We start from the raw sequence: 20,915 nt of genomic DNA on the forward strand, positions 1-20,915 counted from the left end.
AGGTTCGATAGCCCTGTACTGAACTCCATCTCTTACAACGCGAAAGTTTCGTCGAAGCACTTCGTTTGCGCTGCAATTTCCACCATATGCAGATTGACTCTGGCCTGCGTAAATAGAACTACAGCAGAAGATCGACGCGACGCCACAGGCTCCAGGTGCAGGGAGCCCGCGGCCTGGCGTGGATACGAACCCTCCCGCTAGGCAAGGGTCATGTGGTTCATAAGCGAGCACTCATGGTGCAAGCCATCGTGGTCCCCGCGGACCTCTCCGAGCCCATCAGGCTGGAGCAACTCGACAAGCACGATGCCGGCGCGTTCCGCCGGATCGTAGGCGGCAGGTTAGAAGCGGTGCAGCTCACCGATCCCGCCGCAGGCGTGTACTTCAATGACGAGGGCAAGCTCCAGGAGCTGCCGATCAACCACCGACTCACCATGCTGCTGTGGATGCACAACAAGCTGTTCCGCGGCGAGGACGTGATCATGGGCAGCGGCCTCATCGTTGGCCCTCCCGATCCTGAAGGTGACGACCAGGACGCACCCGCGGAACTGGTCGAGCTGCTGTTCAACACTGCGGCGTACCGCGTGCAAGCTCGGAAGGTTGATGGGCGGAGCTGGCACACAACCCTCGACACCGTCTCTCTGTGGACTGACGGGTACAGGTTGGCGCTGAAACTCGGCTTGGAGTGGCGCAGCGTGTTCGCGGACGTTCGCGTGGTACCCGAGCTCCCCGCAGAGCTGCTCGACACCTGGTACGAGATCGGCATCGCCACACCACCGCTGCACGATGCTGTCGATCCTGCGTTCACGAAGGACAGCTTCATGGGCTGCTTCAGGCTGGCAGAGCTCGAGCAGCGTGTTGGCGAGTGCTGGTGGGTGCTCGGCACGGCTTTCTACTACCGCGATGCCTGCTTCATCTGCATGGAAGAGGGCGGAGACGACTGGCTCGTAATCCGCCATGGGGTAGCAGCTGGCCGCACGGCGCTCTGGCCGCGGATCAAAGCCGGCGAGTTCGGCAAGTTCGTTGCACAGCTGCTCGCTGCCACCAAGGAGCAGTGCTTGCAGATGGAGTACTGACCCTCAAGCCCGTTGCGCCATAGCACGCAACGGGCATCTTCAAGCTAAGCCTTTTCGAATGGACGCAAGCGATGAACTTACAAATGCGCGGTAGGCGAGGCATCGCATCAGGTCCACGAAGTGAAAGCTCAACCCACCAGCATTGCGAGCTCATCCAACAAAAGGAACGCCTCATCTAGCTTCTTCGCAATGCGTTTCTGTTCAGACAAGGGCGCCAATGGGACGACCAGAGCCTTGAGCTGCTTGCCGTTAATGCCGATATTTCCCGCGGTTGTTGCCGCGACGCCCTCGATCTGCCTGCGTACATATCGAGAATTTAGTACATGACGGAGATAGGCGTGCGAAACTGTGATAGCGCGCATACGAATGAGCTTGTCAGGGTGAAGAATTAGACCGCTCACGTGCTCAGGTACCTGCGACACCCTACCGACATAATGGAGATTGCCATTGAATCTGCATGCGAGAAGATCGCCAGGTCGAACCGCATACTTTTCCGCCTCAGATCCAGAAATCTCCGCGAACTTGTGATCTGCCAAGTCTGCGGTGCCATCTTTTCGAGAAGTCGCTGCACTAATCCGGAGTAGCGGATAACCCGCACCTACATCATTGGGTTTCGCGGACGTTCCATTCCTACAGTGAGCCAAGATATCACCAAGCATCACGAGCCGCCACGTGTCGCGCAACGCGAGCAAGCCGTCCGACTGCATGACATTCACGCCACCCTTGAGCCCCAAGCTTTCCTTCTCGACCGCAATACGCTCCAGCAATTGATCTGTAGTCTCATGCTGCGGCGCTGGCTCCACGAGATGACCCGTCAAAGCAAGATCAACAATAGCCTCCCTTATCCTTGCGATGCCACCAGGGATGCGAGCAACGTCATCCAGGTTCTCAGCCAGGAGCCGCAGTTCACTAACGTTCATAGCTCTTCAACGCCTGATTCAGTAGGTCACGGATAGCGTCAATCGTTTGCGTTGCAGCTTGCTGCTTGCGGCGATACTCGGTCAGCAAGTCCCCAAGGCTCTCCTGTTCACCGAGTTTTGCATTGGGGTTCTTAATATCGAGATTGAAATTTCTATCACGTATCTCATCAATACTTACACGCCATGCGTGCTCAGACTCAGCGCGGGCGATCCACCATTCTCGCTCGCCATCGAACTCCTCGGAGCGAATTGGCTTGCTCTTGTTATACGCCTTCAGGCCATCAGGAAGAGGGTGCTCATAGAACCACACCTCTTTTGTTGGCTCCCCCTTGCTGAAGAAGAGTAGGTTTGTCGCGATATTCGTATAGGGAGAAAAGGCACTGCTAGGCACTCGCACGACCGTATGTAGGTTGCACTCCTCGAGCAGCTGTTGCCTGATGCGAGTTTTAACACCCTCACCGAATAGCGTCCCATGCGGCAAGACAATTCCAGCTCGGCCACCCGGCTTAAGCAACCTCATAATGAGAACCAGGAACAGATCGGCCGTATCGCGAGTTCTGAACGTCTGCGGGAAATTCTGCTCAACGCCAGGTTCTTCGATTCCGCCAAACGGCGGGTTTGTGACAATCACATCCACACGGTCAGCTGGCCCGTAGTCACGGAGCGGCCTCGTCAATGTGTTTGCGCGACGAATTGTGGTTGGAGCATCTACTCCATGAAGAATCATATTGGTCAGACACAGCAAGTGAGGTAGTTGCTTCTTCTCTATGCCCCGCAGAGATGACTGGAGAAGCTTTTCGTCCTCAGGCTTCTTCGCTTGACCACGCATGTGATCAATGGCGTTGGCGAGAAACCCACCGGTCCCACAAGCGGGATCCAAAATGACTTCACCGAGCCTGGGATTCACCATCTCTACAATAAACTCAGTCAGCGCTCTCGGAGTGTAGTACTCGCCAGCGTTCCCTGCGCTCTGCAGATCTTTGAGGAGCTTCTCATAGAGATCGTTGAACTGATGCCTATCAGCCCGCACGGTAAAGTCAATAGAGTTGATCTTATTGACGACCTGCCGCAGCAGCGTACCACTCTTCATGTAATTGTACGAGTCTTCGAACGCCTCCCGAACTATCAATGTGCGTGGATTGGCTCCCGCCGTTAGCTTTCGCAGCGCGGGAAAAAGGTCATTATTCACGAAATTATTGAGATCATCCCCAGTAAGCCCTTCTTCGTCACGAGCCCACGATCGCCATTGATACTTGACCGGTACGGCGGACACATACCCGTCAACCATCAACTCCAATTCCTGCTCAGTGTCGTCGAGAATCTTAAGGAAAATCATCCATACGAGCTGACTAAGGCGCTGCGCGTCACCGTCAACGCCCTGGTCCTGCCGCATAATGTCCTGGATGGACTTGATTAGCGTGGACGAAATCACTGCGCCTCCTGGTACAGCTGCTGCTCAAGGTCATGTACGGCCTTGAGGTAAGTCTCACGGGTACCGAAAGGCTGGATGAGTTCGATGGGCCTACCCATCGACCGGAACGGCTCCACTCGCAAGACGGCTATATCTTCGATGGATCGCACACCTGATTCAATGTACTTCTCAAGAAGTGCCTCAAGCACAGAGTGCACCCCGCCTTGGTACCTGTTGAGGTAGCCACTGGCACGAACCGCATCAGCTCGGTCCCGCCGCCGACGAGGTGAATGGCCGAAGCAGACATGCCGGGCAGCGTCGAACGGATCAATATCCTCGCCCTGGAGCTCCGCGAGGTCTTCCAGCGGCGCACCAGCTTCAGTCAGTTCATCCAACAGAACTGATCGCTGGCCTGCCGCCAACCAGGAACTCACGAAGACATCCACAGTTGGATAGCGCTCCAGCAGGTTCTTACGAACGAATTCCCTGAGACTGGATGTAAGCGGCTTGCCATCAGCCCCAATCATCTGCACCTGCTCGCCAATGATCGTGACCTGCTGGCCACTGACCACGATCCGCTTGCGCCGAGGAGTGCGGCTGCCCGGCCTCTCCACCCATTGATCTAGCGTTTCGGGGTCTTTATCATCATCCTCGGTTTCATCGATATCATCGATGCCATGAACGGCATCGACCATATCATCACCGGGCGTCAATTCGTAGACCTTTACGGGTTCGCCGTCAAATTCTTTGTCCGCAAACAGCCTCGTCACGTTCTTGAAATCCATGATTACAAAGAACCATTTGCCGTAGTCTGTGCGCACTCGAGTGCCACGGCCGATCATCTGCTTAAAGTCGGTCATGCTTTCGATATTGCTGTTCATCACGATGAGCTTGCAGGTCTGTGCGTCCACGCCGGTGGAGAGGAGCTTTGAGGTTGTAGCAATAACTGGGTAGGGCATTTCTGGGTCAATAAAGTTGTCGAGCTCCTGTTTGCCCTGCTGATCGTCACCGGTGATCTGCATGACGTACCGCGAGTCCTTGCGCACTTCGTCCGCATTCAGGTTTGCAAGGATTCGGCGCATCCGATTCGCGTGCGGGATATCCTCGCAGAAAACGATAGTCTTCGCATACCTGTCCGTACCCTTGAGGTACTCGGTGATACGCTCAGCGACACGCTTATCTCGCTCGGGAAAGATGATCGCGTTGTCGATGTCCCTGTCGCCGTAATGCCGATCGGGAATCAAGGCTCCCGAGTCATCAACTTGCCCATCCCTGGGGCGCCATCCGAAGGTGTCGATGTCGAGGGCGGTGCGGATGACCTTATACGGAGCCAGGAAGCCGTCGTCGATCCCTTGCTTCAGCGAGTAGGTGTATAGAGGATCGCCAAAGTAGTCGATATTGCTGACAGTCGCCGTTTCCTTGGGCGTTGCAGTCAGCCCCAGCTGACACGCCGAACTAAAGTATTCGAGAATGGCACGCCAAGCACTTTCCTCCCTGGCGCTCCCACGGTGACACTCATCGATGATCACCAGGTCGAAGAAGTCTGGCGAGAATTTCTTGTAGACGTTGTCTACTTCCTCGGATCCACTGACCGCTTGATATAGTGAGAGATACAACTCAAAGCTTTTGTCGACAGCCTTACTCCCGACGCCTTCCGGATCGTCATGATTAGCAGCCTTGGTAATAGTGCCACGCGAGGCGCTGAGCTTGGCCATGCGCCCCTTGAACATGGCGAAGTCATTCATCATTGCCTGATCGATTAGGATGTTGCGATCAGCTAGGAAGAGAACCCGGGCTTGAGACTTGCCGGGATTGACAGACTTGAACGACTCCATGAACCGCCAGATGATTTGAGCGGCAGTGTAGGTCTTACCGGTTCCGGTGGCCATGACAAGCAACAGCCGTCGCTGCCCCTTTGCGATGGCTTCAATTGCCCGGTTGACTGCGATGCGCTGGTAGTAGCGTGGCCTACGCCCCGACCCGTCGTCATGGAACTCACTCGCCACGACAGGTTCATCAGCGTCCGCAATACCCTTCCATTGCTTATAGATGCCGTACAGCTCGGCAGGCGATGGAAACGCATCGAGAGGTATCTCGATTTCAACCTCGTCCCGAACACCTGTCCGATCGTGCCATACGAACGAATCCCCGTTGCTAGTGAAAACGGATGGCACATCGAGCTGCTCAGCGTACTCAAGCGCTTGCTGCATACCGTCCCCAGGCCCGTGGATGTTGTCCTTAGCCTCAACGACAGCAATCGGCAGATTCGGGCGCCATTCGAGCAAGTAGTCAACCTTCTTAGGCTTCTTCCGCACCCCCGACTTGCCGACCACCTGAATTCGCCCAGCCGAAAAGTAGTAGTACTCTTCTCTGAGCGACGTAAGAGGCCAGCCAGCAGCACTAAGAGCAGGCGTGATGTACCGGGTGCGGATCTCTGTCTCGGTAAGTTGCGCCTTGTCTGGGTCACCCACGGCGACGATCCTACGGGCCACCACCGACAGCATTGTTGGCGAGACACGCTTGCTGCCGAAGTCTCGGGCAGCGCTCGCTGCCGTGGAACCTCGCGGTCGGGCCGGCGACAGCTCTACTTGATCAATCGCTGACACACGATGTTTCATGGCCTCCAGGTCGGCGAGCTGGTCATCGTCCACTTCGAGCTGCGGGAAGCCCTCAGGGACGCCTGGTTGGTGCCAGCCACGGTGTGGCGGGGCGAGCATGTGGCTCTGCGACAGCCAAGGACAGCGAGCTCGTTGCGCGGCCGATGACTACGGTCAGGGGTCAGCCAGCTTCGTCACTTGTGACAGTTCGTCGTCGAGAACCCATACGAACGCCACACCTGCCCGCGGCAGCGTCCAGCCGTCGAAGCTGATGTTCACCGTCTTCGCGTCACCCAAGGTGCGAGCCTGTTCCACTCTGCTCTCGTGGCTGCTGGCGAAGTAGTCCACGGTGTTCATGCGCCTGATACCTGCCTGCGTGTAGTCAAGTTGGATGCGCAGGCCCTTGGTTGGCCGAGGCAAGTCGAGGTACAGCAGATGGCCGTGGCGTTGAACGAGTGCGCGGTAGGTGTAGGCGACTGTCACTTCGCGGCCGTGGCTGGCGCCGCCGAGGCTCACAGCGTAGATCTGTGCACCGTTCCTGGCAGTGCGGCGGATCTTCCGCTCCTCACCATCGACGGTGAACGCGAGTAGCGCGAACACCTTGGGGTCAGCGGCATCAAGCCCGCTGGCCTGACCGTGGTACCACGCAGAGGTGGTGCCGTCATCACGAAGAAGCTCACGGTATTCAGCCTTGTCGGAGACGCAGGCGAAGCGCATGGCGCCGCTCGCGGGCACCGTCTTGTACTCCCAACGGATCGTGGCTACGAACATCGAGCCTTTGCCGAAACTGGGACCGTCCGTCCACGGTTGGAGTGAAACGGTGGTGTTCACGTCATGCCAGCGCTCAGGCGCGCTGATCACCTGATCACGCACATCGGCGTACAGCTCGTGAGCAAGCTGCTTGTCCTTGAGCCTGAGCGCCAAGGCATTGGCCGCAATACGATCAAGGTGCTCGTCTGAAGCCACGCCCTTCAGCGTCTCGGCATCGAAGGCCAGACTGCTGAGGAAGGCGTCGCGGAAGGCAGGCACAGCTCGGCGTAGAGCTGCATCGAGCGATCTCTCAGCGGCCTGTTCGTTCACTCTGCGGAGGTAGAACTCCCAGATCATCGTGACACCGCCCGCGGTGAAGAAGGCGAAGCCGAAGGCCGTGAGTGCCGCCGACCATCGCTCCGCCGACGCGGCCGCAGGGTCGAGTCCGTAGCCCACCACGATCAAGCCGATTCCGACGGCCACAAGAACCACAACAACGAGTTGCAGCATGACTTTGCGGAGCTGGTGAAGCGGCTTTTGCATTCACCATCAATTGTAGCAAGTTTTGTAATAGTGTTGAATAGCCAGCGAGGCCCTGGGTGCTACAGACACCCAGGGCCTCGCCGTCGCAACCTAGGCAGGCATCACGTGTCGCCGCCTCCACCACTCATGGCGATGCGCATGTGGTTCACCCCCTCGATGGGACGCGGCACGGCGAACCCGCGCCGAACGAAACGACAATATCCGATTTTGGGATATTTGCAATGACGGTTGTGCGCTTGCCGCATGGACAAGTCGATCTACTCGGCGGCGTACCAGCGGCTTTGCACGCTTCTCCGGGAGATCCGCACCGAGGCAGGGCTGACCCAGGTGCAGGTGGCAGACCGCCTCGATGAACCGCAGTCCTTCGTGAGCAAGTACGAGTCCGGCGAGCGTCGGCTCGACGTGGTCGAACTGCGCCTGGTGGCCGAGGCGCTGGGCACGACGCTCTCCACCGTGGTCTCGAGGCTCGAAGGTGAGCTAACGAGGTAGGAACGTGGAGTTCAGGTACCCGCTACGGCCACGCTTCTTCAATCGATCAGGTGATCGATTGGCATGCTCCGGTAGGCGGACGTGCAGTTTTGCCGACCCCTCACGAGTTCGCCGTAGGTATGGTTCCTAACGAGTGCCCGCACGAGGAGGTCAGCATGCCGGTGCATGGTGAGGTTCCCTGGCCGATCCCTGAGCACACGTCCGCGAAGCACGATATCTACAGGCACTACTTGCATCGTTGGTTTCCGATCCTCATCGGCGGCGCAAACGCCTACCCATCTGCGACCTATGCAGAGGGCTTCTCAGGGCCGGGCATCTATGAGGACGGCGAGCCTGGATCACCCATGATCGCGATCCATGCCCTCCACCAGGAGGTCCCTGCTACCAAGGGAATCAGCCGGTTCCTGTTCATCGACGACGATCCGCGGTGCATCAAGCTCCTCAACGAGCAGCTCGCGCCAGTCGTGGCCAGTTCGCCACGCGCGGCCCCCTCGATGCCGATCAAAGTGCAGCAGGGCAAGTGCGAAGAGATCCTCGAAGACGAGCTCACCAAGATCAACGCTTGGGGCCAGCCAATCCTCGCGGTTCTCGACTCGTGGGGCAACGCACCAGTCTCGTTCCGGCTGCTGCAACGCCTGGCTGCGAACCCTTCCAGCGAGGTCATCGTCACCTTCGAGCCGCAGTACTTCGTTCGCTTCGTGACCGAACTGGGCGACTCTGCTGACGAAGTCTTCGGCGGCGACCGGGTCTGGCGTCAGGTGGCAGATCTGCCCGATGGTCCGACAAAGCGCCGGCATCTGCTGGACTGCTACCGGCACACCTTGAAGTCAGCGGGCTTCGGCTTCCTGCTTGACTTCGAGTTGGTCGACCGCCGCGGAAACGTGCTTTATCTCGTGTTCGGCACCAGACACAAGCTCGGCGTGGAAAAGATGAAGGACGCGCTCTGGGAGGTCGACCGCGCATACGGCGTCGGCTTCCGCGACCCTCGGGATCAGCAGGAAGAGGCACTCTTCGCCGTCGACGAGCCACAGCTCGCGCCCCTCGGCAGGCTTGTGCTGCCTGAGATCGCAAAAGCCGGTCTACACGGCCGCAAGATCGGCACCTTGATCGACTACACCCTGTGCGAGACCGTCTTTCGCAAGCAGCACATCATCCCAACGATCGAGTCCCTGCGAGCACAGGGCAAGGTAGAGACCAGGAAGCCCGGCCGCATCACCTACGGAACCGAGGTTCGTACGCCCGCTTCCTAGACCCCGCTCAGAACGGCCGGCATCTCGTTGTGCACTTGTCCGTCGAGCTCCCGGCCACCAGCCTTCGGATGACGGCCACCCCACTGCTTGTGGAAGAACGCAACGCCGCCAGCCGCGCAGGCATCCCGGATACCTCGCACCCAGTGCGGGTCACAAGGCCGCGCACCAGGCCCCGACTCTCCACCAGTGATCACCCAATGGATGGCTTCGAGCTCCAGCGACGGAAGCGGCCCGAGCAAGGGCTCTGCGGAGATGAAGCGCACCGCAGCACCGACCTCGCGTAGATCATCGACGCGAGCGAGCTGGCTCTCGTCCTCTACGGAAACGCCCATCCACACATTTGAAGGCCAGTCCAGCCGTTCCGCCATCCGGCGAAGGCGCGCCGAGCGCTTCGTGAGCACCTGGTAGGTGTGCTGTGGCGTCTCACGCATCACCGTGAAGACGTCGCGTACAAAGCCGATCGGCACCTTCGCGTGGAACAGGTCCGACATCGAGTTCACGAAGACCACCCGCGGCCGACGCCACCGGTACGGCAGCTCGAGCGCATCCGGGTGGATCGCGACGCCGAACCCAGGCCCAGAGGTCCGTGGGTCACCGTCAGTTTGGTACTTCGCCGCACCCATCGCCTTGAGCCGCTTGGAGAGCGTGAGCGCGTAGCAGTTGTCGCAGCCCTTCGAGATGCGATCGCAACCGGTGGTGGGATTCCACGTCGCTTCTGTCCACTCGATCGGACTGCTGTCAGACATGGCTCTCCATCTCAGGGCGGAGTTCGATGCTACTGACTTGTCGGCGTAGCAGACCGCCAGGGCCAGTTGAGCCACTACATGATCACCGGTGCGCCTTCTCAAATTCCTCGATGATGCTGGTGGGGATACGGCCACGCTCGGAAAGTTCGTGGCCGTTGGACTTGGCCCACTCACGGATGGCCTTCGTCTGCTCCTTGGTGCGGGACTCCGCCACGACGGTGCGCGTGGTGTTCGCAGCCTTCTTGGTGCGCCCGCTGGTACTGCGAGCCCTGGCCACGAAGTCGGCCAAGCCGCCGCGGAGCTTGGAGGCGTTACCCGGCTTGAGGTCGATCTCGTAGGTGACGCCATCGAGGCCGAAGCTCACGGCTTCAACGTCTCCGGCCGCCGTGCCGTCGAGATCATCGATGAGCTGAACAAGAACTTTCTGCGCCATGCCTGAACTCCTTTGAGGTTTGGGCGGTGACTTTAGCAAGATCACTTTGGCGGAGAGGGCTATCAGCAGAGGCTCGCTTGGAGTAACACCAGGATTCACCGAAACGACGGAGCGAACATGCACCCCCGTGAAGCCCGCGATGTCGACCCGCGCCGGCTTGAACTGCTGGCGGCGGTGTTCTTCGTGGTCGACGCGGTGGTGGCGGTTCAGATGTCGAGCTGGTGGATGACCGCGGCAGGCACGAGATGCGTCGCAGTTGCCAGCTTGTTACTGGTGCTCCGCCAGCGCATCGCAAGCCACTCTGTCGAGAGGAACCGTGATGACCGGCGCTACCGCACCTGATCGTGCACAGCTGTCGCGAGAGTTTCACGAGGCGACATTGGAGGGCTACCGCTTCTTGGTGCGGACCATCAGGTACCAGGCGAAGGCGTTCATCCACATGGTCACGATGAACGGCGGCGAAGCTACCGCTCATACGCTGCTGCGCACACCGACCGTCTCGGACGGGTTCGAGCGGCTGCGGCGGGAGAACATGCTGCAGCACAGCATCGAGGCGTTGGTGCTGAACCCGCGCTACGCCGAGTTGTTCGCCGAGCATGAGCTGGAGATCGCACGACGGCGGATGGAGGCTGTGGGATTCGATGTTGAGAGGTACCTAGATGCCCTTGGACCGCAGTAGAACGCTGACCAACTCACAGGGAGTCGCTGTACTGAACGATGTGCTCCCGCGAGGCGGCCAGCAGACCTAGTACTTCTTCAAGACCGAGACGTACGGCTTCGAGTGGTTCTACTACCGAAGCCGTGTCAGGCAGATCCCCAAGAACCGCTCTCACGAACCCAGCCAAGTCGCTGACGTCCGTCTGCACGCCAGAAGTTCTCGCCAACAACTCGTCGACGCGCCCAGCACTTGCGGAAAGTGCTTGTTGGGTAAGGCTAATACTGCCGCCAGAGCTCGACGGCAGACCTGAACTTTGAGCGGGCGGGTCCAAGGTTGCAGGCGGAAGCGAAGACTGCGGTGGATCAGGTCGAACCGCTGGCTCGAATTCCAGCGTCCCAGCAGCCGGGTCTTGTTCGGCCGCTTCACGCGCGGCTCGCGCTTCTTCATCGATCTTGAACTGCCGGTTCGCAAGCTTTCGCTCCCGCCAGGTCATCCGCATGCCGTGCCACTGATCGCCTACCTGCTTGATCAGTTCGCCAGGAAGAAGCGCGAGATCTACAACAGGCTTGGTATCTGTCAGAAGCGCTCTGAGCAGGATCAAACCCGCCACAGTCCACGCACCAGACTGCGCAGCGGCGGTGAACTCGACGAACAGCGATCCGGTGCGAATCAAGATGCGCGGACGGCCATCCTGGCTATCTGGCGGAGGATTCAGTGCCTGCAGACACTCCTGGTACGCGAGCTGCAGTTCGCTCAGCACCTCCGTCATCTCGGCGAGGGTCTTCACCTCGCCGAAGTAGAGCGGGAGGCTGACGCTCTCGGGCGAACTGGTGGTCACGGTGGCACTCCCAGCAACAGACGTCATCGACGAAATGAGCGAAACCTCTGTTGTAGCTGGGCTCGAACTCGGCGCCTAGCCGCCAAGCGGTCTCGATCCATCGGCAACACCTTCTACGGTGCGCGCGTGCCTTCCACGCCGCGGAGCAACTCATCTGGGTCGGGGATGCGGAACGTGGGCAGCCTCTTCACTAGCCACTCCTCCTCGAAAGCCACCTCGGTCTGCCGCTCCACGAGGGCAAGGCAGGCGGCGCGGAGTTCACCGGGCTGGAGCTCAAGCCCTTGCGCCCATGCGGGGATGACGTCGTCGGGAGCGGCCAGCTCCGTGCCGAACGTCGGCTCGAAGTACGCCGTCACCTTGCCGCCGCGCGCCTCGACAAGGCGGAACATCCCATTGCCGTTCCAGTGCACCGCGAAGAAGTGGCCTTCGGCCGCGGAGGCGCAACGAGCGATCTCCGGCACCGTGCCACTCCAGCCGTTGTTCTCCACTGCCACCACGGCGTCCTGGTGCTCGAACACCTGGAAGTAGAACTCGTCGCCATCGTCGAGCCCGGCATCCTCAGCCTCGACCGTGGTCATGAGCTGGCGCTGCTCGGGGTCTCCCCCGTAGATGCGCACCACCTCATCTGCGCCTCGGCCCCGAATGACGGCGAAGGTCATCACCACATCGAGCTGCTGCACCCACTGGTAGCGGTCAATCAACTCCCGCACGACTGCTCCTTCGCGATGTCCACGCCCGCGTATGGCCCTGTGGCGATCTTCTCCGGGTTGGTGATCACCACGGTGAAGGCACTGCCTTCCACGATGCCAGCCCGGCGGTACTCCTGCCGAAGCGTGCCACCTTGGCAGTTCTGTTCGCGCAGGGGCACTTCCATGATGCGTACGTTGGCGGGTACGCCACCTTCCGTGGTCGAGGCGAAGGCGTACTCGTCGCAACTGCCCTTTGCGAACTGAGCTTTGAAGTTGCCGCACACCGCAGCCCGCCGGCCTGCGTCTGAGCCGGGTGCTCCCTTGTGCAGAGCGAACGGCTTGCCCTCCGCCCATGCAAGCGCGATGTTCTGGGCGATGAAGGGCATCTTGGCGGCGTCGATGAGGACGACCTTCAAGTCGTCGCACTGGCGCTGCTTCAGCAGCTGATCCGCGGTGCACCTGTCGGTCTTCGGCTTCGCGCCGGGCGCCACCTGGTAGGCGACGGCGGTATCGGTAGTGAGGTCGCCAAGGAGATCCGGGAAGCCCGGCACCAGCTGCGGGCCGAGCACAACCACCGCACCACCGATCAGCAAAATCGGCAGGATCCCTAAGCCGGTCTTCGTCGCCACTGCAGCCCCTCACACACCTATCCACGTGGAAGGCAAGCGTCTCCAAGTTTCGGAACTCATGAACAGGACAATTCAAGGACAAAAACCGGGCGCCACCGAGTTGAACTGGACAAACACACGGACTTGTCTTCGGTCGCCAGCACGGCCTGCCGGGCGTCGGCAGTCGTTAGATACGCAAACAACACTCGTGATCACGCCGAGTGTCCGCCAAGACCACAATCAGGGTTCGGCAGTACTCACTCAGGCACAAACCTGCACCTTGATACACCTCGGCCATGGCCAGTTCCGCCGCGATTCGACCAGAAGGGGTAATGGAAACAACCCAACCGATGTATCCGCCAGATGTTCGGCAGGCTGCACAGTCCGGCCCAAAAGTGCACACAATCGCCCGATCGGGTGGCCGTTGACGGGTCTCTGCAGCGTATACAGGTGCAGCACATCGCGCGTAACTAACCCGAAGCTCTATGCGATACTCCCACAACGATGCTCCAAGGACGGGGCACAGACCGTAGGGAGTGGTTGGTGACGGACGTTGAGCCCTCCAAGGCGGTAGTTCCAGCCAGCCCTCACGCGCTCACCAAGGTAGACTTCGTGAAGAGCGGTACGAGACTTGTCGCTATCAGCGGCGGTGCTTTCGCTATAAAGGCTGGCCTGGACGCTTTTGACGTCACCATCCTGTCAAAGACCACGCAAAGTCTTATCCTATACTGCAGCTTAATAGCGAACGTGTTTCTCATCGTTGAACTCGTTCTCGCCTTCTTGCGAGTGCAGAAAGCTGCCAGTTCTTCAACCCTTGATGACACGTTCCCGAAGCTTCTTGTCCGCGAGATCACAGGCCTACAGGTGAACCGCGATTACGCTCGCATCATTAGGTATCGCGAAGCCTTCAGTCGCACCTTGTGGCTTGAAGGGAATCTTGACGAGCGGATCCAACTCGGCACACTCGCCGAGGATGCCGCGATTCAGCTCGGTAATAGATCAGCCCAGGCCGCCGCGCTTATTGACGATCTCGGCTGGACTCATGTTGCGAAACGCGATTACGCGACGGCAGAACGTCACATCAAGCACGGCAAGACTGTGGCAATCGAGGAGGGCGATTCATACTGGCAAGCGAAGGCCGAGCGACACCTAGCTGGCATTGCGATCGGCCAGGAGAATTACAACAAGGCCTATGACCATCTCGCTGAAGCAGCCAAGATCGCTGGTTCCATCTCCGAAAACCTCATTCGGGACGAAATGCTAGCCGGCATCGAGTATGGACTTGCGGAGTGCGCATACAGAAATAACGAGAACGCTAAAGCGCTCACGCATCTCGATACCTCCGAGGTAATCCGTAAGCAGGTTGGGGATGCAACCAGAGCTGTGCGGGTGCGCTCGCTCCGCGGACGGATCCTATTGAAGCTGGACCGGGCAGCGGAAGCCAAAGATGCCTTTCGACGAGGACTGCGTGAAGCACGCGAGGTCGGCCGCCGCGATGAGCAAATCATCAATCTTCTAGGCCTGGCTCGTGTGACAGCCCTTGAAGGCCGCGAAGTACAAGCAGCAGCGTACAAGCGTGAAGCCGACGAACTGCTCGCCGATACACCCGTACCTGGCGTAATGAACGAGTTCAACAGCTAAATGCCCTATAATTGATCATGTAAAGCAAGCAAGGAGCACAGCCCGTGGCGGACGAACTGATCGACATCTACGACGAAAACCTTAACCTACAGGGAACCGAGATGAAGTCGGTCGCCCACCGAACCGGTCTGTGGCACAAGTCGATACATTGCTGGATTATCCGCGGAGGAGACGGCGGATCGGTACTTTTTCAGAAACGCAGCGCGGAGAAGGAGCTTTTTCCGAATGCGCTGGACATCAGCGCAGCCGGCCACTACCAGTCCGGAGAGAGCGTCTCGGACGGCGTTCGAGAGATTGTCGAGGAGCTGGGACTCGACGTTCCATTTGAAAAGCTTATTCCCTTGGGAATCAAGATCGACCTCGGCCTCGCCCCTGGGATTCTCAACCGCGAGTTCTGCGAAACCTTCCTGCTTCGCGAGGACAAGCCAATTGAAAGCTACTCCCCTGCACCCGATGAAGTGGAAGGGTTGGTCGAGGTATCGATTGCCGAAGGGCTTCAGCTGTTCTCAAAGACTTCGAGTCGGTCAACCGCAACCGCGCGCGGCATCGAGTACCGCTCAGATTCGCAGTCTTGGGCATCGATCGAATACGAGGTCCCTCTGGAGGACTTCATTCCTAGGGTAGACAGCTACTACTACAAGATCTTCATCATGGCCGATCTCATGCTGAAGGGCTACAGCCACCTCGCAATTTAAGTAGGCACGATAGTGCAGGTCTTCTTACTTCGTCACGCTGAGGCCTTCAAGAACCTGCGCGATACTCATGGCGGCACAGGAAGCAGCCTTACCGCTCTTGGTATTGCACAGATCGCAGAAGTATCGGTTGAACTGCAAAGCCACACTATCGATGCCATCTACTACATAGATCGCCAGCAGTGCAAAGATACTGCATTGCTAATCGGAGGTTGTCTCGGAATCAAACCTACTGTTGCAACCAATATATCTCCCTACCATCTCGGTATAGCAGACGGGATCTCCCATAGCGAGTTTCGTCAACGAGACCCCGCAGCAGCTTCTCGCATGGATGCCTGGCGCGCAGGAACACTTGAGATCGGCGATCTGCGGCTGCCCGGGGCCGAAGATCCAATCGTGTTCTACAAACGCGGCACCACCTTCCTTGAGTGGCTGGCAAGGAATATGCAGAACGATGCGGTCCTGATAGCAACACGGTCAGTCCTTGTGTTGCTTTGGAACATTTTTCTTGGCAGAACTCCACATAAGGGAGGCGGCTACAAGGAGGTGCCATGGGGGAACTGCGAGATGCAGACAGTCGATTGGCCGCCGGAGTGCCAAAATGACAGGTGACCAAGGCGAGCATCATAAGAGTAGGATGCAGAGTGAACACGCGCCCGTGCGCGGGGCATCGAATCGGGGCTTCTTGGGCTACCTCAATGCCTACAGACTTAGAGCCCTAGGAGCGGCCATTGGCGCCGGCACACCGATTCCACTTTCCACAAGGATAGCAGATCCGCCTCGGATCAAAATCGGCGCCGGCGTCGCCATTCAGCGCAATTCGACTTTTGATGGAACCTCGCCTGATCGCGTCAGTCTCATAGTCGGAGATCACTGTCGCCTGAAGGAGAATATATGGTGTGCGGCATACGGCGGCCGAATCGAGATCGGCCACAATGTACTGATAGGTAGAAACAGTATTGTGCACGGGCATGGTGGCGTCACCATTGGGCCGTGGTCAATGATGGGTCCCGGAGTCATGATCCTCTCGTCTGAGCATGGGCACTTCCTCACCGTTGACCGCACTCCATTTCAGCTGCAAACTGAGGCGGTGGCGCCCGTTGTTATAGAAAGCAATGTATGGATCGGCGCGGGAGCGACCGTTCTACCTGGGGTGACTATTCACAGCGACGTCGTCATTGGTGCGGGCGCAGTCGTCGTCAAGAGCCTTGAATCAGGCTTCGTATATGCCGGGGTGCCCGCGATCAGGGTCGCCAAGATCGGCCATAGGCTTGACCAGGACTTTTAGGCGCCTGCGCTCGCTCAGTTTTTCGAGCACTCTTCGATCCATGCATGGCACTCCTCAAGTTGCGCCGCTATTTGCTGCATCTGCCGGTCCGTCGCCGCGATGTGCGACATGGCAGGAACGAGCAGGCCAGCGTAGGTGCCACGTCTCAGCTCAGCAATGACCTGTGCGAGCACTGGTTTGTTTGCGCGGACGGCACTGACCCCGAACTCGAAAAATATTTGCAACCGATAGCCTCTTGCGCGCCCATAAGCTTCCATCTCCGATTGCCAAGTTGCAGATTCCACCGGAGCAAGGCGAGCACTCCGAATGTAACCAGCTACAGGAGTGCTATTTAAGGTCGTATCTAGTCCTCGTCCTGGCCCACCAGTCCGTAGACGAGGTCGACGCCCTGTACTCATGTTCCGATACCCCAATTTACTGAGAAGTCATGCGTGTAGTTCGCAGGTCTATCAGGAACTCCAGTGGAGCAGCGCATCGCCGTCGCCCAACAGGACGGTTTGCGGGCAGGAACCGGACATCACTGTGCTTGAGCTGCACAAACTCCGGAGCGCACATCGAGATGCTTCGTGTTCTTCCTGCCTCACCAGGTAGCTAGGCAGGGGTCGAAGCGGGAATCATGAAGAGGTCACCTTCGAACTCAAGGAGCCTTGGATGAGCACCCAGAGCACCAACACCACCGTGCGCACGCATGACGGCTTGAAGCTCGCGGGAATGTTCGACGCGCCTGACGGTTCGCCGCGGCACTCGGTGCTACTCGTTCATGGCGCTGGCGTCACTCGCGAAGAGGGCGGCTTCTTCACGCGACTCGCCGCAGCTCTCGCCGAGGCCGGCGTCGCCTCGCTGCGGTTCGACCTTCCTGGCCACGGTGAGAGCGAGGGGCGGCAGGAGGATCTGTCCCTGTCCGCAGTGCTGAACGCCATCGACTCTGGGCTCGACCACCTGAACGAGCTCACGGGCGTGACGCCGCCTTCGATCATCGCCGCGAGCTTCTCCGGTGGCACGGCGGCGTACTACGCGGCGAAGCGGCCAGAGGCGATCAGCCGCCTGGTGCTGTTCAACCCGCTCATCGACTACCGGAAGCGCTTCGTCGACGAGAAGAAGGCGTGGGAGAACGGCTACATCAGCGAGAAGGGCGCCGAGCAACTCCTCGATCAGGGGTTCGTGGGCCACTCGCCGACTTTCAAGCTCGGCAGGCCGATCCTGAACGAGGTGTTCTGGTTGCAGCCGCGGAAGGTGCTCGGAGAGATCACGGCGCCCACCCTGATCGTGCACGGCACTGAGGACACGTTCATCCCGGTGGACTCATCCCGCGAGGCGAACCGCCAACTCACTTGCAAGCACCAGCTGCTGGAGCTCGAAGGCTCGCAGCACGGCTTCGCTGTCCACGCCGACCCGGAGTACGCGCACCCGCAGAGCCGGAAGTGGCAGGCCGAGGTGATCGAGGCCGTCACCAACTGGCTGAGCTGACTACCATCCGCGCCCACGCTGCTGTTGGCGCTCGAACTCTCTCGCGTCTCGGCGCTGCCGCGTCATCTCCGCTATGTCCAGAACGCCACCGGACTCCATGACGCTGGCGATCAGCTGGTCGATGGCGGCAGCTGGAACCACGTAGCGTGTACGTAGCCTGACCGCAGGAAAAGCGTCTTCGCGGATCGAGCGGTAGATGGTGGCGACATCAACACGCAGCAGCTTGGCCGCCTCGGCGACGGTGAAGAAGAGCTTCTTCGGCTCCTCGGCTGAGTTGGTCACGTTGCCAGACTGGAGACGCTCGGTGGCGAGCTGCTGGCCACGAACCGACGCTCAAGGGAACGTAGGGCGTCTACCTGCAAGAATCGCAAATTTCAGCGCTAATCCGGGACAACATCAGCGCCTGTGCGAGCTACACGACGGCCTGCAGCTCCTTCACTGCCGGGCGGTTCTGCCACGGTGCCAGCACCTCGACGACGCGCTCCAACTCACGGTGCGTGCGCTGCGAGCTGGAGTTGCTCGCGCGCTTCGCCGACTCCAGGCCCGTTCGCGCCGCCTCGTCCGGCTCGCCGGCGAGCGCCAGGGAGGCGGACATCCAGGAGAGGAAGAACCCGTAGTCGCGCGGCGAGAAGCTGTTCTCTGTGAGCGCCTCGCTGTAGAGGTCGACGCTCCGGCGTGGCTTCCCTGCCTCCGTGTAACAGACGGCCGTCTGCATGGTGAGCAACGTGTCGTTGTAGTGCGCGCCGAGCGCACATTCCTGGTTCATGCTGTTGGAGAGCAGCTGCCGTGCCTCGCCGAGCTTTCGCTCGACAGAAGCAAGCGACGCCCCGAGCATGGCCTCAGCACGTGCTTCCTGTTGCACCGCTTCGGCTTGCACCCGAAGCGGCAGCTTCCACGAACCACCGCGCACAGCCTGGGTCAGATCGAGCATGCGGTGCGGGTCGCGCTCGTCGTAAGCGAGCTGCGCCTTCTTGAGCAGCACGTAGCCCTGCATGGTGGTGTCCCCAACCACCTGTGACCACTCAATCGCGCGGTCATGCCAGTACAAGGCTCGGGTGAGATCGCCGGCATCCCGGTACAACCAACCTGCGAACTCCCCGCACTCCGCACCGAGCGAGAGCAGTTGGTGACGAACGCCCGGCTGCACTTCACGTGCCGCTTCTTCAATGGCACCAAGGATTCCAAGCACTATCGGCAGTGGCGGCGTCTTCATCGCTTCTGAGCCGCCATCGCTCGACTTGCAGCTCACTAGCTGGTCCCTCAGCCGCTGCACCAGATCGGTGTCGAGATAGCGGCGGGCGTCTTCCATGGCCGCGGCGATGTGTTGGTGGGCCTCAACATCCAACGCGGGAAGAGCCGAGGCGAGAATGCTGAACCTCAGCAGAGAGCGGCGGCTTAGTGGGCTCATCGCGTCCTCTCGGCTCTCCGTGGCGAGCGTGGGAAACCCCCTCCCTGCAAGGGCTTTCGGATCGACGGGCAGCAGGACTGGCTTGCCGTCCACCAGAACCGGGAGCATTACCGCACCTGGCGGCACCGTGGTGATCTCAGGCGAAACCACTTCGCCCGCCGCCACCAACGCCTCGTGCTTCACGGTAGCCGTCAGGAGTTCATCAAGTCCTTCAAGTGTGACCTGAAGACAGCGAGCAAGCTTGTCCCGGATCCACGGCTGGGGGCCTTTGACGAAGTCGCCGGTGTCCCAACGACGCACGGTGCGCACGTCGATGCCAAGGCGCTCGGCAAGGGCCTCCTGGGAAAACCCCATCGTTTCGCGCCGTCTGGCGAATGGACTTGGTTTTTCGTCCACCATCGCCCCCTCTCCCCCGTGCGCCAGGCCTTCCATTTGGCCAGGTCATCGCCCCGGCGTCCGGTTCATGTCCGGAAACCGCCGATCTATACGCCCTGTGTTTGGCCCATTACGACCGGTTTGGTGAGAGTACGGCCACACCCGGCCGGACGGCAACGGCGGCGGGAGAGGGCATGACCAGGCAAAAGACGCTGATGCAAAACGGCGCTCTCGATCCACTCACCACGCTCGACCGCCTGACCGAAATCGCCGTCGCGGTGTTCGCTTGCCACCTCAACACCGCCGAGTGCTGCGCCGTCTGCGGCACCAGTTGGCCGTGCCAGCAAGTAGTGCTGGCCGATCACAACCTGGCGGTGCTGTAGCCATGAATCCCCCAGACAGGCAGGGTCGGCGGTGCTGCGCACCCCCCGAAGCCCATCGCCGATCCTGCCGCCCATCAGGCCAACGGCCGCTCCTCTGCTACCTCCGTGTGCGGCCAGATACACCCGAAGTACGCGTCGAGGTGTTGCGGCGCACCATGGCGGCGTTCGCCAGTCTTGAAGGCTTCGTCATCACGCGCGTCCTGGTGGACAAGTTCTTCGAGCACACCACGGCCTTCACAGAGCTTCTCGCCGCAATAGATGAGGGCGAGGCTTCCCACGTCCTTGTGCCTGCACTGCACCACTTTGGATATTCCGAGGGTGTGCAGTTGGCCATGAAGGACTTGTTGGAGGCGAGGACTGGCGCGCGCGTGCTGGTGTTGTTTCCCCAGCAGGGCACGGGAGCCGCACCGTGACTCTCCTAGAAGCTCACGAACAGGGTGCTGTGGTGCCGCATCTTCCTCAGCCCCGTGGCGAGGTTCGCGTGTTCGAACTTGAGCTCGTGGCTGTACCGAGCGCGGTCACTTGTGCTCGGCTCCTGGTCGGATACGCCGCGTTCAAGTGGCACCTTGCGCCTACGTGCGAGCAGGAGCTTGGCGATGTCGCAGAAGCACTCGTTCAGCAAGCCATCACCACCGAGAGCGGAAGGCCAAAGGTTC

At 59.8% G+C, this 20,915-nt stretch carries 25 protein-coding genes; 12 read left to right on the forward strand and 13 right to left on the reverse strand.

Annotation, left to right across the window (positions count from 1 at the left end):
- Positions 1-233 precede the first annotated feature (233 nt).
- Positions 234-1,073: a DUF3846 domain-containing protein gene (locus tag IEY88_RS35395; protein ID WP_189159270.1), complete on the forward strand. Its 840-nt coding sequence runs from the start codon at positions 234-236 to the stop codon at positions 1,071-1,073.
- Positions 1,074-1,201: 128 nt separating this feature from the next.
- Here the strand turns inward: IEY88_RS35395 and IEY88_RS35400 are convergent, their stop codons facing one another.
- The 4 genes from IEY88_RS35400 to IEY88_RS35415 form a co-directional block, all read right to left on the reverse strand.
- The gene (locus IEY88_RS35400) at positions 1,202-1,993 is read right to left on the reverse strand and encodes a restriction endonuclease subunit S domain-containing protein (protein WP_189159271.1); all 792 of its coding nucleotides are present in this window, start codon (positions 1,991-1,993) and stop codon (positions 1,202-1,204) included.
- On the reverse strand, positions 1,983-3,425 hold the full coding sequence (locus tag IEY88_RS35405) for an N-6 DNA methylase (RefSeq protein ID WP_189159272.1): 1,443 nt from the start codon (positions 3,423-3,425) through the stop codon (positions 1,983-1,985). The genes IEY88_RS35400 and IEY88_RS35405 overlap by 11 nt, the downstream gene beginning before the upstream one ends.
- Entirely contained in the window at positions 3,422-6,055 is a 2,634-nt protein-coding gene (gene hsdR / locus IEY88_RS35410; RefSeq protein WP_229694063.1) for an EcoAI/FtnUII family type I restriction enzme subunit R, read from the reverse strand. Before hsdR ends, IEY88_RS35405 begins: the two co-directional genes overlap by 4 nt.
- Positions 6,056-6,175: 120 nt before the next feature.
- Complete coding sequence (locus tag IEY88_RS35415; protein ID WP_189159273.1) at positions 6,176-7,294, reverse strand: hypothetical protein; 1,119 nt, start codon at positions 7,292-7,294, stop codon at positions 6,176-6,178.
- A 243-nt stretch (positions 7,295-7,537) separates the two neighbouring features.
- On the opposite strand from IEY88_RS35415, the gene IEY88_RS35420 reads away from it, so the two are divergent.
- The gene (locus IEY88_RS35420) at positions 7,538-7,783 is read left to right on the forward strand and encodes a helix-turn-helix domain-containing protein (RefSeq protein WP_189159274.1); all 246 of its coding nucleotides are present in this window, start codon (positions 7,538-7,540) and stop codon (positions 7,781-7,783) included.
- A gap of 155 nt (positions 7,784-7,938) precedes the next feature.
- Positions 7,939-9,033, forward strand: coding sequence for a three-Cys-motif partner protein TcmP (locus IEY88_RS35425; RefSeq protein WP_189159275.1), 1,095 nt, complete (start codon positions 7,939-7,941; stop codon positions 9,031-9,033).
- On the opposite strand, the gene IEY88_RS35430 is transcribed toward IEY88_RS35425, so the two are convergent.
- Together IEY88_RS35430 and IEY88_RS35435 are read right to left on the reverse strand one after the other, a co-directional pair.
- A complete protein-coding gene (locus IEY88_RS35430; protein ID WP_189159276.1) occupies positions 9,030-9,779 on the reverse strand; it encodes a DUF5131 family protein in 750 nt (249 codons plus the stop codon). The two genes, IEY88_RS35425 and IEY88_RS35430, sit on opposite strands and share 4 nt — an antisense overlap.
- Positions 9,780-9,861: 82 nt before the next feature.
- Entirely contained in the window at positions 9,862-10,212 is a 351-nt protein-coding gene (locus tag IEY88_RS35435; protein WP_189159277.1) for a histone-like nucleoid-structuring protein Lsr2, read from the reverse strand.
- A gap of 117 nt (positions 10,213-10,329) precedes the next feature.
- Here IEY88_RS35435 and IEY88_RS35440 point away from each other — a divergent pair, with 117 nt between their 5' ends.
- Both IEY88_RS35440 and IEY88_RS35445 read left to right on the forward strand, forming a co-directional pair.
- Entirely contained in the window at positions 10,330-10,554 is a 225-nt protein-coding gene (locus IEY88_RS35440; protein WP_189159278.1) for a hypothetical protein, read from the forward strand.
- Positions 10,532-10,891: a hypothetical protein gene (locus IEY88_RS35445; protein ID WP_189159279.1), complete on the forward strand. Its 360-nt coding sequence runs from the start codon at positions 10,532-10,534 to the stop codon at positions 10,889-10,891. The genes IEY88_RS35440 and IEY88_RS35445 overlap by 23 nt, the downstream gene beginning before the upstream one ends.
- Before the next feature lie 13 nt (positions 10,892-10,904).
- On the opposite strand, the gene IEY88_RS35450 is transcribed toward IEY88_RS35445, so the two are convergent.
- The 3 genes from IEY88_RS35450 to IEY88_RS44600 all read right to left on the reverse strand — a co-directional run bounded on the left by IEY88_RS35450 (position 10,905) and on the right by IEY88_RS44600 (position 13,026).
- The gene (locus IEY88_RS35450; protein WP_189159280.1) at positions 10,905-11,708 is read right to left on the reverse strand and encodes a hypothetical protein; all 804 of its coding nucleotides are present in this window, start codon (positions 11,706-11,708) and stop codon (positions 10,905-10,907) included.
- A 113-nt stretch (positions 11,709-11,821) separates the two neighbouring features.
- On the reverse strand, positions 11,822-12,418 hold the full coding sequence (locus tag IEY88_RS35455; protein ID WP_189159281.1) for a DUF6461 domain-containing protein: 597 nt from the start codon (positions 12,416-12,418) through the stop codon (positions 11,822-11,824).
- Entirely contained in the window at positions 12,406-13,026 is a 621-nt protein-coding gene (locus IEY88_RS44600) for a NucA/NucB deoxyribonuclease domain-containing protein (RefSeq protein WP_229694064.1), read from the reverse strand. Before IEY88_RS44600 ends, IEY88_RS35455 begins: the two co-directional genes overlap by 13 nt.
- 522 nt (positions 13,027-13,548) lie before the next feature.
- Here IEY88_RS44600 and IEY88_RS35465 point away from each other — a divergent pair.
- Genes IEY88_RS35465 through IEY88_RS35480 form a run of 4 tightly spaced genes read left to right on the forward strand, consistent with a single transcriptional unit; the run spans position 13,549 to position 16,626 of the window.
- Positions 13,549-14,646 (forward strand): tetratricopeptide repeat protein, encoded by a 1,098-nt coding sequence (locus IEY88_RS35465; protein ID WP_189159282.1) that lies wholly within the window; start codon positions 13,549-13,551, stop codon positions 14,644-14,646.
- 44 nt (positions 14,647-14,690) lie between these two features.
- Positions 14,691-15,341, forward strand: coding sequence for an NUDIX hydrolase (locus IEY88_RS35470; protein ID WP_189159283.1), 651 nt, complete (start codon positions 14,691-14,693; stop codon positions 15,339-15,341).
- 12 nt (positions 15,342-15,353) lie between these two features.
- Positions 15,354-15,950, forward strand: a complete 597-nt coding sequence (locus IEY88_RS35475; RefSeq protein ID WP_189159284.1) for a histidine phosphatase family protein — start codon at positions 15,354-15,356, stop codon at positions 15,948-15,950.
- A 25-nt stretch (positions 15,951-15,975) separates the two neighbouring features.
- Entirely contained in the window at positions 15,976-16,626 is a 651-nt protein-coding gene (locus tag IEY88_RS35480) for an acyltransferase (protein ID WP_189159285.1), read from the forward strand.
- A 14-nt stretch (positions 16,627-16,640) separates the two neighbouring features.
- Here IEY88_RS35480 and IEY88_RS35485 read toward each other — a convergent pair whose 3' ends face one another.
- Positions 16,641-17,024, reverse strand: a complete 384-nt coding sequence (locus IEY88_RS35485) for a recombinase family protein (protein ID WP_268241279.1) — start codon at positions 17,022-17,024, stop codon at positions 16,641-16,643.
- A 253-nt stretch (positions 17,025-17,277) separates the two neighbouring features.
- Here IEY88_RS35485 and IEY88_RS35490 point away from each other — a divergent pair, with 253 nt between their 5' ends.
- Positions 17,278-18,093, forward strand: a complete 816-nt coding sequence (locus tag IEY88_RS35490) for an alpha/beta hydrolase (protein ID WP_189159287.1) — start codon at positions 17,278-17,280, stop codon at positions 18,091-18,093.
- Here the strand turns inward: IEY88_RS35490 and IEY88_RS35495 are convergent, their stop codons facing one another.
- Positions 18,094-18,375 carry a helix-turn-helix domain-containing protein gene (locus IEY88_RS35495; RefSeq protein ID WP_189159288.1) on the reverse strand — a complete coding sequence of 94 codons (282 nt, stop codon included), beginning with the start codon at positions 18,373-18,375 and terminating at the stop codon, positions 18,094-18,096.
- A gap of 130 nt (positions 18,376-18,505) precedes the next feature.
- Entirely contained in the window at positions 18,506-19,933 is a 1,428-nt protein-coding gene (locus IEY88_RS35500; RefSeq protein WP_229694065.1) for a helix-turn-helix domain-containing protein, read from the reverse strand.
- Between the two features lie 137 nt (positions 19,934-20,070).
- Here IEY88_RS35500 and IEY88_RS35505 point away from each other — a divergent pair, with 137 nt between their 5' ends.
- Both IEY88_RS35505 and IEY88_RS35510 read left to right on the forward strand, forming a co-directional pair.
- Positions 20,071-20,259, forward strand: coding sequence for a hypothetical protein (locus IEY88_RS35505; protein WP_189159289.1), 189 nt, complete (start codon positions 20,071-20,073; stop codon positions 20,257-20,259).
- 155 nt (positions 20,260-20,414) lie between these two features.
- Positions 20,415-20,672, forward strand: a complete 258-nt coding sequence (locus IEY88_RS35510) for a recombinase family protein (protein ID WP_189159290.1) — start codon at positions 20,415-20,417, stop codon at positions 20,670-20,672.
- Positions 20,673-20,677: 5 nt separating this feature from the next.
- On the opposite strand, the gene IEY88_RS35515 is transcribed toward IEY88_RS35510, so the two are convergent.
- Positions 20,678-20,881 carry a hypothetical protein gene (locus IEY88_RS35515; protein ID WP_189159291.1) on the reverse strand — a complete coding sequence of 68 codons (204 nt, stop codon included), beginning with the start codon at positions 20,879-20,881 and terminating at the stop codon, positions 20,678-20,680.
- Between the last annotated feature and the right edge of the window lie 34 nt (positions 20,882-20,915).

Source organism: Lentzea pudingi, from assembly GCF_014646255.1.
Taxonomy (GTDB): Bacteria; Actinomycetota; Actinomycetes; order Mycobacteriales; family Pseudonocardiaceae; genus Lentzea; species Lentzea pudingi.